Origin of the sequence: Streptomyces paradoxus (assembly GCF_014202475.1) — a bacterium.
GTDB classification, from domain to species: Bacteria; Actinomycetota; Actinomycetes; order Streptomycetales; family Streptomycetaceae; genus Streptomyces; species Streptomyces paradoxus.
The window spans coordinates 141238-153250 of record NZ_JACHGV010000001.1; the positions used below are offsets into that span (position 1 = coordinate 141238).

Below are 12013 nucleotides of genomic sequence, written 5' to 3' on the forward strand. Positions count from 1 at the left end.
AGTCGCCCGGTGGAAGGCCGACGCACGCGAGCAACACCGGAGTGGCAGCACACTTTCACCCGTTCGGCCCACGCAGGTGGGTCAGCGGCGGCGCACCAGGGGGAAGGGCAGGGTCTCGCGGATCGTCAGTCCGGTGAGGAACATGACCAGCCGGTCCACGCCGATGCCGAGGCCGCCGGTGGGCGGCATGGCGTATTCGAGGGCGTCGAGGAAGTCCTCGTCGAGTTCCATCGCCTCGGGGTCGCCCCCGGCGGCGAGCAGGGACTGGGCGGTGAGGCGGCGGCGCTGTTCGACGGGGTCGGTGAGTTCGGAGTAGGCGGTGCCGAGTTCGGTGCCGAAGGCGACGAGGTCCCAGCGTTCGGCGAGGCGCGGGTCGGTGCGGTGCTGCCGGGTGAGCGGGGAGACGTCGGTGGGGAAGTCCTTGTAGAACGTGGGCAGCTGGGTCCTCTCCTCGACGAGCCGCTCGTACATCTCCAGGACGACGTCGCCATGGCCGTCGTCGGCGGTGTACGGCACGCCGGCGCGGTCGCAGAGGCGGAGCAGCCCGGGCAGTTCCGTGCCGGGGTGGATCTCCTCGCCGAGTGCCTCGCTGATGGCGCCGTAGACGGTCTTGACGGGCCATTGCCCGGAGATGTCGTACTCCTTGCCGTCCTTGTGGGCGACGGGGGTGCCGAACGCGGCGGTCGCGGCGCCCTGGACGAGTTCGCGGACGAGGTCGAGCATCACGTCGTAGTCGGCGAAGGCCTGGTAGGCCTCCAGCATCGTGAACTCGGGGTTGTGCTTGTAGGAGACACCCTCGTTGCGGAAGGTGCGGCCCAGTTCGAAGACCTTCTCCAAGCCGCCGACGCACAGCCGCTTCAGATACAGCTCGGGGGCGATGCGCAGGTAGAGGTCGAGGTCGTAGGCGTTGATGTGGGTGGTGAAGGGGCGGGCGTTGGCGCCGCCGTGGATCTGCTGGAGCATCGGCGTCTCGACCTCCAGATAGCCGCGTTCCAGCAGGCCCTGGCGCAGGGCCTGGACGGCGGTGGAGCGGGCGCGGATCACCTCGCGGGCGTCGGGGCTCGAGACCAGGTCGAGGTAGCGGCGGCGGACCTTGGCCTCCGGGTCGGCGAGCCCCTTGCGCTTGTCGGGCAGGGGGCGCAGGCACTTGCCGGTGAGCTGCCAGGAGGTGACGAAGACGGTCGGCTCGCCCTGGTCGCTGACGCCCGCCCGGCCGGTGGCGGTGATGTGGTCGCCGATGTCGGTGTCGGCGGTGAAACGGTCCAGGGCGGGGCCGGAGCCGTCGCGGGTCAGGGCGAGTTGGTGGTCGCCGGACCAGTCGCGCAGGACGGCGAAGACGATGCCGCCGAAGTCACGGACCAGCATGATCCGGCCGGCGACGGTGACCTGCTCGTCCTGCCGGACCTCGGCGAGAGTGTGGGTGCGGGCCGGGATGTCCACCGGGTAGGGGTCGGTGCCGCCGGCGCGCAGCCGGTCGAGTTTGCGGTGCCGGACGCGGACCTGGTCGGACAGGCCGGAGAGGGGGTCGGCGGGCTCGGTCCCGTCCCCTCCGGCGAGGCCGAGCGCCGCCAACGACGGCAGCCCCGCCGTGGTGGCGGGGCGCTGCCCGCCCTTCGGGTGCCCCTTTCCCTTGCCCCACAACTTGCGCATGGACGGTACGGAGACGAATCCCTCGGCGATGCCGGAGGCGAGACCGACCCGGGCGAGGGAGGCGGCCTCCGCGTAGCAGAGGAAGCGGGGGTACCACTCGGGGTGGTACTTGGCGTTGGAGCGGTACAGGGCCTCCAGCTGCCACCACTTGGAGAAGAACAGCAGCAGGCGGCGCCAGAGGCGGATCACCGGTCCGGCGCCGATGCGGGCGCCCTCTTCGAACACGGAGCGGAACACGGCGAAGTTCAGCGAGACCTTGCGCACGCCGAGTTTCGGGGCGGCGGCGCACAGTTCGGCGACCATGAACTCCATGACGCCGTTGGGGGCGGCGCGGTCACGGCGCATCAGGTCCAGGGAGACGCCGTCCTTGCCCCAGGGCACGAAGGACTGGATGGCGAGGAGCCGGCCGTCCTGGTCGAGGGCCTCGGCCAGGAGGCAGTCGCCGTCGGCGGGGTCGCCGAGGCGGTCCAGGGCCATGGAGAAGCCGCGTTCGGTCTCGGTGTCGCGCCAGGCGTCGGCCCGTTCGACGAGCCGGCGCATCTCCTCCTCGTCGAGGGTGGAGTGACGGCGGACCCGGCAGGTGACGCCGGTGCGGCGGACCCGGTTGACGGCCTGGCGGGTGACGCGCATGTCGCGGCCGTCGAGGTCGAAGTCGAGGACGTGCAGGATCGCCTCGTCGCCGAGCTGGAGCGCGCCGAGCCCGGCGCGCACGAACGCCCGGGCGCCCTCTTCGGAGGCCCCCATCACGGCCGGGACCCAGGCGTAACGGCGGGCCACGTCCTGCCAGGCGGCGATCGCGTGCGGCCAGGCCTCCCGGTCTCCCACCGGGTCGCCGCTGGCCAGGCACACGCCGGCCTCGACGCGGTAGGTTACGGCGGCTTTGCCGCTGGGCGAGAAGACGGCGGCCTTGTCGCGGCGGGTGGCGAAGTAGCCCAGGGAGTCCTGGTCGCCGTAGCGGCCGAGGAGGGCACGGATGCGGGCCTCCTCGTCGTCGTGCAGGGCGGCTTCCAGGCGCTGGGAGCGGAACAGGGTGGCGGCGGCGTTCAGCAGGGCGAGCGCGCCGAACAGGCCGAGGAGGAAATACAGGGCGTGCGGCGGGCGGCCGTCGAAGGAGCCCGCGGGCACCAGGCCGCCGCAGACCCGGTTCGCGGCCCAGGCCAGGCGCTCGCCGCTCGGCAGACTGCCCGGGAACGCCTCGACCAGGGCCCAGCCGACCAGGATCGCCACGACCAGGCCGGCCACCAGGACGGCCAGGGCCCGGCGTACGGCGGCCCGGCGGGAGGCGGCGTAGAACTCTTTGCGGGCGTAGATCAGCAGGATCAGGGCGAGGCCGCACACCACGAAGGACGGGACGGACTCGGCGAACTCGCCGGCGGCCATGCCGAGGATGTCGGTCAGGACCAGCAGGCCCAGGTAGACGACGACCAGCCACCAGGCGATCTTCTTGCGGGCGCCGGTCGCGGCGGCGAGCAGGAACAGGAAGACCGCGTAGGCGAGGTTGGCGCTGACCGGGACGAGCAGCAGGTCCAGGAAGCGGACGAGGGGGCGCAACCCGGTGCGCAGCGGGGGGATCAGCGCCAGCAGGGCGCAGAGCAGTCCGAGGGACCCGAAGAAGACGGCGAAGCCCTCGGGCACCCGGCTGAGGAAGCCGTGTGCCCGGTGGGGAGGCCGTATCCGGTCCGATGTGTCCTCGGCCGTCCCGGTGTCCGCGATGACGCTCATGCTGTCGACTCTAGGAACACCCGCGCCTCCCCGCCCGTCGAGCGCTCCCGCCCCGTGCGGCACAGGGACCCCGGCGCTTCGCCCGGCGGCCCTGTCCCGCCCGGCAGCCGGACGTGGGGGTTCCGATAGCCTCGCGGCGTGACCGAACAGCACTCCCATCAGTTCGAGCGGGGCACGGACGGGCCCAAGGTGATCGTGGTCGGGGTGGACGGCTCCGACTCCTCCCTGCGGGCCGCGGCCTACGCCGCCGGCCTGGCCCGCCGGCAGCGCGCGCTGCTCGCCGTGGTGTACGTGCAGCCGGTGCTGGCGGCGGGCGCGGCGCTGGGGGCGCCGGTGGCCGGGACGACGGAGGAGATCGCCGATGACCTGGTGGCGCAGATCCGGGACGCGGCCGAGCGGCTCAAGGGGATATTCGAGGTCCGCTGGGAGTTCCACACGTTCCGCGGCGATCCGTACAACGGCCTGGTGACCGCGGCCGGCGAACTCAAGGCGGACGCGGTGGTCGTGGGCGCCTCGGAGCAGGCGGGCCACCGCATCGTCGGCTCGGTGGCGGTACGGCTGGTGAAGGCGGGGCGGTGGCCGGTGACGGTGGTGCCGTAGCGGGCCGGTGCCCGGGCCGTGCCGGGGTGCTCCGCGCGGCCGGGCCGTATGAGGCGCCGTCAGTCGTCGCGGCGCTGTTGCTCCCGGAACAGGGCTACTCCCCCATCACCAGTCCGTCTCCGGCCGCGCCGCGGCTGAGCACGACGTCCCGGATGCGGTCGCGGACGGCCCGGACGTCGGCGCCCTGGGCGATCGCCCGGTTGAGGTTCACGACCCGGCCCGCGTCGACGTCGAACAGCTGCGGGACGAACTGCGCCTTCGTCACCTTCCAGCGCTCGCCCGGCCGTGCGGGCGGGGCGAAGGTGAAGCGGCCGAGGGTGGACTGGTTGCCGCGCGGGTCCTTGGCGCCCTCGTAGTTGGTCATCTCGCCGGAGATCTGGTCCCCCATGCCGTAGATCACCCAGGTGCCGTTGACCCTCTCGTAGGCCTGCGGGACGTGTGCGTGGGTGCCGAGGATCAGGTCGATGTCGGGGCGGTCGCCGGTGCGTGCGGCGGTGAGGGTCCGGGCCAGGGTCAGCTGCCGGTCGTCGGGGGCGTCCTCCCACTCGGTGCCCCAGTGCAGGGAGACCACGACGACGTCGGCGCCCGCCCGGCGCGCGGTCCGGGCGTCTTCGATGATGCGGGACTCGTCGATGAGGTTGACGGCCCACGGCTGCCCCTCCGGGAGGGGGAAGCCGTTGGTGTCGTAGGTGTAGGCGAGGTGCGCGACGGTGGCCGTGCCCGCCCGCAGGACCGTCGCCGTGCGTGCCTCCTCCTCGGTGCGGGCCGATCCGGCGTGCCGGACGCCCGCGCGGTCGAGGGCGTCGAGGGTGCGGCGGATGCCGTCGGCGCCGTCGTCCAGGGTGTGGTTGGAGGCGGTGGAGCAGCCGTCGTAGCCGGTGGCGGCGAGAGCCCGGGCCACCTCGGGCGGGGACTTGAAGGTCGGGTAGCCGGTGTAGACGCCGTCCGCGCCGTAGACGGTCTCCATGTGGCACAGGGACAGGTCGGCGCGGGAGACGACGGAGCGGATCCCGGCGAGCATCGGACGGAAGTCGTAGCCGGTGCCGCCGGCGTCGAAGCGGGCCCGGTCGATGATCGAGCTGTGCGGGAGGACGTCACCGGAGGCGACCAGTGTGAAGCCGCGGGGCCCGGCGGCGGCCGGTGCCGGGCGTCCGCGGTCGGGCTTGTCGTGGCCGCGGGCCTGGCAGGCGGCGCCTGCGGCGAGGACGACGGTCAGGGCCAGGGCGATCTGTCGACTGCGCGCGAGCATGCATTCACCCCACTGTGGGCGTTGTGGTCGTATTTGCGCACAATCAGGAAAGAAGGCTCTCGGCGCCCCACGCGGCTCCGACACGCTCAACAGCCCGTCCGGCACCCACATGGCCGGGGCCCCGACCGTTCGTCGAACCGTTCGTCGACGCGATCGACCGTCCGCCGCACAGCCCGGTACGTGCCCTGTGCCGGGGCCACGCCCTGCGGTGGCATACGGCCATGACGGCCGGATCCACTCTCACGAACGGAACGACCGCCGAGCACGAGCTCGCCGCACTGCAGCGGGAGCACGGCCGGCCCCTCTTCGCGCTGCTGCTGCGGCTCTGCGACGGCGACCGGCAGCGGGCGGAGGACCTGGTCCAGGAGACGCTGGTGCGTGCCTGGCAGCACCCCGAGGCCCTGCGCGCCGACGACTTCGACTCCGTACGGCCCTGGCTGATGACCGTCGCGCGGCGGCTCGCGATCGACGCCCGGCGGGCCCGCCAGGCCCGCCCGCCCGAGGTCGGGGACGCGGTGCTGGAGAACGCGCGGGTCATCTCCGACCACGCCGAGCGGGCCGCGGCGATGCTCGACGTCCGCCAGGCTGTGAAGACTCTCACTCCGCAGCACCGTGAAGTCCTGGTGCTCGTGTACTTCCAGGGGGCGAGTGTGGCGGAAGCAGCGGCGACCCTCGGGATCCCGCCCGGTACCGTGAAGTCCCGCGCGTACTACGCGCTGCGCGCCCTGCGCAGGGTGCTCCCGGGTTACGCCGCCGACCTGCGGTGAAACCAATGGGTGGGTCAAGCCTCCGTAAAGCGCCTTGCCGATGACCCCGGTTGAGTAATCGGCTGTTCTCATCCGTGTTCCGGAGGGGGCCGTCAGCGTCCCCGGGGGCCCGGTGTCGGGCAACGCGCACGTACCGGAGGAAGGCAGGAAGGGATGCTGGACAGAGAGCAGGGGAGCACGGACGGCGCCGACGGCGAACTGACCGTCCCCATGGCGTGGTTGTATGCCGAGTACATCGCCGACGAGCTGCTGCGGACGGGCGATCTGATGCCGCCGACGTCCTTCGAGTTCCGCGCCGGGCGGGACGCCCTGGCACTGACCATCTTCCTGTCCGACACCGACGGGGAGCTGTCCGGCATCCGGGTCGTCACCCAGCTGGAGACGTGGCTGTCGCTCACCGCGTACGACCAGCCGTGGCAGGAGTGGGTGCGCGAGCGGCTGGCCGAGCTCGCCGCGGGCGCCGCGCGGTCGGGCGGCCCCGCTCCGGACCTGGCCCTCGCGGAGGAGGCCTGGCGCTGGCTGCAGGAGACGGAGCTGCTCGCGCCCGATCTGAACGCGGTTCCGGGAGGGGCTCCCGTGGTCGGGGAGGACGACGGGCCCAAGGTCTGGACGCCCGCCTGGCAGCTCGGACTGCCCCTGGGGCACCTCGCCATCCATCTTTTTTAGATTTCTGCGCCCCCGGACCAATCCGGGAGCCGGAGGGCTCCGAATCCATTGGTTGCGATTGTGTCACCGGCTTGAGTGAATCCGCTGCCTGGTCCGTACCGGTGGGAGCAAGGAGTAACCCCACCCGCACCCAACGGCACGAGGATTCGGCATGAGGTCCCTGGAAAGGCATCACGACGTCGCGGCCTACGCGCTCGGCGTGCTGGACGAGGCGGAGGCATTCCGCTTCGAGGACCACCTCATGGAGTGCCCTCGGTGCGCTGCAGAGGTGACGGAATTCGGCCCCACCACACGGCAGTTGATGCTGTACCGGCGCTCCACGCCCCGGTTCGTGCACCCGATGGCGCAGCCCGGGCCGCGCATGCTGGACGCGCTGCTCGCCGAGGTGGCGACCCGGCGCCGGGCCGGACGCAGACGCCTGCTGTTCGCCCTGGCCGCCTCGGTGGTCTTCGCGGCGTCCGTACCGGGCATCGCGATGATGGCCCAGGGCAGCAGCGGCGAGGAGCCCCGGACGGTCGCGGCGACCGACACGCGGACGGGGGTGTGGGCGCAGGTCACGACGGCGGACGAGGCCTCGGGCAGCCAGGTCGAGCTGAAGGTGAAGGACGCCGCGGGGCCGCGCGCCTGCCACCTGGTCATCGTCGGACGCGACGGCACCGAGGAGACCGCGACCAGCTGGCACGGGCCCGGTCACGACGCCGACCCCGACACGATGATGGCCAGCTCCTCCATGCATCCGGGGCAGATCGCCCGCTACGAGATCCGCTCGGCCTCCGGCGAGGTCCTGTGGAAGCTCCAGCCGAGCTGACCCTCGGTCCGCCCCTGTCACCGGGCGGCAGCGGTAGCGGCAGGCACACGAGATCGTGCCGAAGCCCGGCGGCCGGGTGCTGATGACACCGACGGGGTGACTCCTCGACTCGCCCACCTGCCGGCTGAGGGACGACGCGACCATGGTGACGTCCGAGTGGACACCGCTTCCACGCTGACGCGGCCCCCGCCTCACTTGAGCAGGCGGGACATCCTCCGGTCCGCCAGCGGCTTGCCGCCCGTCTGGCAGGTCGGGCAGTACTGGAGCGAGGAGTCGGCGAAGGACACCTCGCGGACGGTGTCGCCGCACACCGGGCAGGGCTCGCCGGTGCGGCCGTGGACGCGCAGTCCGCTCTTCTTCTCGGCCTTCAGCCGCCCGGCCGCCACACCCCGGGAGCGTTCGACCGCCTCGGTGAGCGTGTCGCGCAGGGCCGCGTACAGCCGTCCGGTCTCCTCCTCGCTCAGGGACGCCGCCAGCTTGAAGGGCGACATCCTCGCCGCGTGCAGGATCTCGTCGCTGTAGGCGTTGCCCACGCCCGCGATCAGGCTCTGATCACGCAACGCGCCCTTGAGCTGCCGCCGTTCCCCAGTCAGGAGCTCCGCGAAGCGCCGCTCGTCGAAGTCGTCGGCGAGCGGGTCCGGACCGAGCCGGGCCACGCCCGGAACCTCCTGCGGGTCGTTCACGACGTACACCGCGAGCCGCTTCTGGGTGCCGGCCTCGGTCAGGTCGAACCCGGCGCCGGTCTCCAGGGCCACGCGCAGCGCGAGGGGGCCCTTGCCGGGGCGGGGCGGGCCGTCGGGCAGGCGGTCCCTCCAGTGCAGCCAGCCCGCGCGGGCCAGGTGCGTCACGAGGTGCGGGCCGTCCGCGGTCGCGAGGTCGAGGAACTTGCCGTACCGGCGTACGGCGGCGACCTCGTGCCCCTCCAGCGCGGACAGGGGCGGGTCGTAGGTCTTCAGGACGCTGATCGCCACGGGCAGCACCCGTACGATCTCGTGGCCGACGAGGTGCTCGGTCAGGAAGTCCTTGAGCGCCTCGACCTCGGGGAGTTCCGGCATGGGTCCAGAGTGCCACCGACGGCTTCTAGTCGCGGCCGGGCACCACGAACTCGCACCACACGGCCTTGCCGCCGCCCCGGGCCTCCACGCCCCACACATCGGTGAGCAGCTCGACCAGGAGCAGGCCCCGCCCGGAGACGCCCGAGTCGCCCGCCTCACGGCGGCGTGGCAGGGCGCTGGAGGAGTCCTCGACCTCGACGCGAAGCCTGCGCTCGGAGCCGGTGAAGGCCCGCAGGGTGACGACCGCGGAGCCCTCGGTGTGCATCAGGGCGTTGGTGATCAGCTCGTCGGCGACCAGTTCGATCTCGTCGGCGCGCTCGCCCGCTCCCCAGCCGGCGACCGCGGTGCGGATCATGTGCCGGGCCTCGGAGAGGGCACCGGGGTCACCGGGGGCCACATGCCGCTGGAGCCGGCGGCCGGACCGCGTGCCGTCCGGGCCGCGGCGGCGCAGCAGGAGCAGCGCCACGTCGTCGTCGCCGCCGCGCTCGGCTGCCACGTCGATGAGCCGGTCGGCGAGTGCCCGTACGTCCTCGGGGCCGGTGTCGACGAGCGCGGTGAGGGTGCGCATGCCGTCGTCGAGGTCGGCGCCGGGCTGCTCCACGAGGCCGTCGGTGCACAGCAGCAGGGTGTCGCCGGGGTCGAGCTCTATGGTGCCCACCGGGTAGTCGAGACGGCCGAACTCCGCGGACAGGCCGAGCGGCAGCCCGCCGGGGACGGTGACGCGGCGGCAGGAGCCGTCGGTGTGCCGGACCAGCGGGTCGATGTGCCCGGCCCGGACCATCTGGAGCACGCCGGTGGTCAGGTCGGCCTCGGCGTAGAGGCAGGTCGCGGAGCGGTCGGTGTCGAGTTCGTGCAGGAAGACGGATGCCCTGGCCATGACGGTGGCCGGGGGATGCCCCTCGGCGGCGTAGGCGCGCAGCACGATGCGCAACTGGCCCATGACGGCGGCCGCGTGCGTGTCGTGCCCCTGGACGTCTCCGATGACGGCGCCGACCCGGCCGCCGGGCAGCGGGATCAGGTCGTACCAGTCGCCGCCGATGTCCCGGCCGACGGAACCGCCGATGGTGGCGGCCCGGTAGCGCACGGCGACGTCGGCGCCGGGCACGCTCGGGATGGTCCGGGGCAGCATGGCCTGCTGGAGGCCCTGCGCGAGGTCCATCTCCTGCTCGTAGAACATGGCCCGCTGCAGGCTCTGCGCGATGCTGCTGCCGAGGGCGACGAGGATGTTGCGTTCGTCGGACGTGAAGCCGTACCGGTCGCTGTAGAGCAGCCCCACCACGCCGATCGGCCGGGCCTGGACGATGAGCGGCAGATAGGCGGCCGAGGTGATCTCGAGGTCTGTGATGTGGGGCCACAGGATCGGGTAGCGCTCGGCGAACTCCTGCGGGGACTCGATGAAGCACGGGCCGAGGGTCCGGACGGCCTCGCTCATCGGGTAGGGCTCGTCGATCCGTGTGACGCGGGTGCCGGGCACGAAGCTGTCCGCGGGGCCTTCGGCGACCAGACGGATGCGGCCGGCCTCGACCAGGCCCATGACGAGGCTGGCGGCGCCCAGGTGGGTGAGGCCGTGGGTGTCCTTGAGGACGTCGATGACGTCCTGGACGGTGCGGGCGTGGGCGAGGGCGGCCGTGGTGAGTTCGACGACGCTGGTCTGCCGGCGCCGGGCCTCGTCCTGGGCGGCCTGGTCGCGGCGGGCGGCGCTCTCGCCGAGTTCCTGGGTGGCGTCCCGGATGATGCCGATGATGCGGCGGGGGCGCCCGGTGTCGTCGCGCCGGATGTAGCCCTGGGTGTGGGTCCAGCGCAGGGTGCCGTCGCGGCGGCGGATGCGGAAGTAGGCGCCGTAGTTCTCGCTGCCGTCCTTGAGGGCCTGGGAGACCGCGGTGTCCAGGCGCCGGGACTCGTCGGGCGGCACGCGCTTGGCGAGGGTTTCGGGGTGGTCGTCGTACTCGTCGGGGCGCACGTCGAAGACTTCGTGGGCCTGGGCGTCCATCTGCATCAGGCCGGTGTCCAGGTCCCAGTCGAAGCTGCCCATCCGGTTGAGCACGAGGATCGGGTCCGGGTGGGCGGGCCAGTCGTCCGGGAGGGACAGGGCACTCGCTCCCCGATCAGCCATGGGCCCACCTTGCCAGGATTCGTCCGATTCTTCGACCGGATGGATGTGCCGAGTCTACGAGCCGTTCCGCCGTACCGGCCCTCAGTCGGTGAAGACGTCTGTGGGGCTGCCGGGGATGCGTTGGGCGGCCCGGTCATCGGGGATCAGTCCGGCCCCGTCGGCCGGATCGGGGTTGTCCGGGACGGTGTCGGGTCCGACCTCGTCCGGGTCGCCGGGGTCCTCCGGGCCGGACGGCAGGCCGGGAGGCGGCGCGGTCTCCTCGGCCGGGGGTGCGGACGTGCCGATGTCCGTGTCCGTGCCGGTGTCCGCGGGCGTGTCCGGGGCCGCATGGGTGTCGGGGAGGCTCGTGTCTGCCGGGGCGTCCCAGGGGGATGCGCCGTCCGTGCCCGGTTCCGGGGTCAGGGACGGTTGCGGGGTCCGGGACGGTTGCGGCGGGCGTGTCGCCCCATTCGGCGGGGGCAGGGCCCGGTCGTGGCGTACGTCGTGGCCGGTGCGGCGTTCGATCCAGGTCCGGGAGGTGCCGTCGATGATCGTGAAGCCGGTGACGGCCCTCGGGGCGGGGGTCACGACGATCACCTCGTCGGGGCGGTAGCCGGGCCAGGGCGTGCCCGTGGTGACGGGCGTGCCGCGCGTCGCCGCCGGCGGGCGGAGCGGGTTGCCGCAGGCGCAGCGCAGGCGCGGCAGGCCGTGGTCGTCGACCAGGACGGCGGTACCGGCTTGGAGGACGGACTGGTGGCGGGTGATCCGCCCGGCCCGGAAGCCGTGGCCGGTGACACGGGTGTCGGCGCGCAGGACGACCGGCGTCAGTGCGCGCACGTGGTCGGGGACGGACGCCGGGGAGATGCCTGCGGCCTCCGCGAAGGCGCGGCCCCGGGCCGGGTCGCGGGTCAGATGGCCGATCTGCCGGCCGATGTCACAACTGCCGGTCCGCTCGGTGCCGGCGTACAGGCCGGGCGTGCCGCCGGAGAGGGAGCGCGGCCCGGCCGAGGCGGTGAAGGCCCGCTCGGTGCCGTCCGGCGTTCGCGGGGCGGGGGACGGGGTAGCCGCCGTGAGGGCCGTGGAGTCCGTGAAGGGGTCGGGTCCGGGATCCGCTGCCGCCAGGAGGAGGAGTTCACCACCGGCGCCCGCGTCGTCGCCGAGGCCGGTGGGGCCGGCGTGACCGGTGGAGCCGCCGCAGCCCGAGAGGAGGAGCGCGGCCGGGAGTACGCAGGCCAGGACGGAGGCCCCGGTGGGTGTCCGCACCTCGTCCTCCCGCTCACCTCGGCCGGTTTCCGGCAGTTCGTCACTATTGTTTGCTTCGCTCACTCGGGTCACGCAACCGGAGGGGCGGCACACGGAGCGTGACAACGGGCTCATGTGCCGCGCAGGGAGGAGGAGCGCAAC

General features: G+C 73.0%; 9 protein-coding genes. 4 read left to right on the forward strand and 5 right to left on the reverse strand.

Features of this window, described 5'->3' with window-relative positions:
* Nucleotides 1-81: 81 nt before the first annotated feature.
* Nucleotides 82-3372 carry a bifunctional lysylphosphatidylglycerol synthetase/lysine--tRNA ligase LysX gene (lysX, locus tag HNR57_RS00720; RefSeq protein ID WP_184554232.1) on the reverse strand — a complete coding sequence of 1097 codons (3291 nt, stop codon included), beginning with the start codon at nucleotides 3370-3372 and terminating at the stop codon, nucleotides 82-84.
* Between the two features lie 138 nt (nucleotides 3373-3510).
* Here lysX and HNR57_RS00725 point away from each other — a divergent pair, with 138 nt between their 5' ends.
* On the forward strand, nucleotides 3511-3972 hold the full coding sequence (locus tag HNR57_RS00725; RefSeq protein ID WP_184554235.1) for a universal stress protein: 462 nt from the start codon (nucleotides 3511-3513) through the stop codon (nucleotides 3970-3972).
* Between the two features lie 94 nt (nucleotides 3973-4066).
* Here HNR57_RS00725 and HNR57_RS00730 read toward each other — a convergent pair whose 3' ends face one another.
* Nucleotides 4067-5221 (reverse strand): CapA family protein, encoded by a 1155-nt coding sequence (locus HNR57_RS00730; protein ID WP_184554238.1) that lies wholly within the window; start codon nucleotides 5219-5221, stop codon nucleotides 4067-4069.
* Between the two features lie 221 nt (nucleotides 5222-5442).
* Here HNR57_RS00730 and HNR57_RS00735 point away from each other — a divergent pair, with 221 nt between their 5' ends.
* From HNR57_RS00735 to HNR57_RS00745, 3 genes are all read left to right on the forward strand, one after another.
* Nucleotides 5443-5988: a sigma-70 family RNA polymerase sigma factor gene (locus tag HNR57_RS00735; protein WP_033307886.1), complete on the forward strand. Its 546-nt coding sequence runs from the start codon at nucleotides 5443-5445 to the stop codon at nucleotides 5986-5988.
* Between the two features lie 153 nt (nucleotides 5989-6141).
* Entirely contained in the window at nucleotides 6142-6654 is a 513-nt protein-coding gene (locus HNR57_RS00740) for a hypothetical protein (RefSeq protein ID WP_184554241.1), read from the forward strand.
* Nucleotides 6655-6805: 151 nt separating this feature from the next.
* A complete protein-coding gene (locus HNR57_RS00745; RefSeq protein WP_184554244.1) occupies nucleotides 6806-7462 on the forward strand; it encodes a zf-HC2 domain-containing protein in 657 nt (218 codons plus the stop codon).
* Nucleotides 7463-7653: 191 nt separating this feature from the next.
* Here the strand turns inward: HNR57_RS00745 and HNR57_RS00750 are convergent, their stop codons facing one another.
* The 3 genes from HNR57_RS00750 to HNR57_RS00760 form a co-directional block, all read right to left on the reverse strand.
* Nucleotides 7654-8517 (reverse strand): Fpg/Nei family DNA glycosylase, encoded by an 864-nt coding sequence (locus HNR57_RS00750; RefSeq protein WP_184554247.1) that lies wholly within the window; start codon nucleotides 8515-8517, stop codon nucleotides 7654-7656.
* Nucleotides 8518-8542: 25 nt separating this feature from the next.
* Nucleotides 8543-10630 (reverse strand): SpoIIE family protein phosphatase, encoded by a 2088-nt coding sequence (locus HNR57_RS00755; RefSeq protein ID WP_184554251.1) that lies wholly within the window; start codon nucleotides 10628-10630, stop codon nucleotides 8543-8545.
* Nucleotides 10631-10711: 81 nt separating this feature from the next.
* A complete protein-coding gene (locus HNR57_RS00760; protein WP_313672932.1) occupies nucleotides 10712-11935 on the reverse strand; it encodes a DUF6777 domain-containing protein in 1224 nt (407 codons plus the stop codon).
* Between the last annotated feature and the right edge of the window lie 78 nt (nucleotides 11936-12013).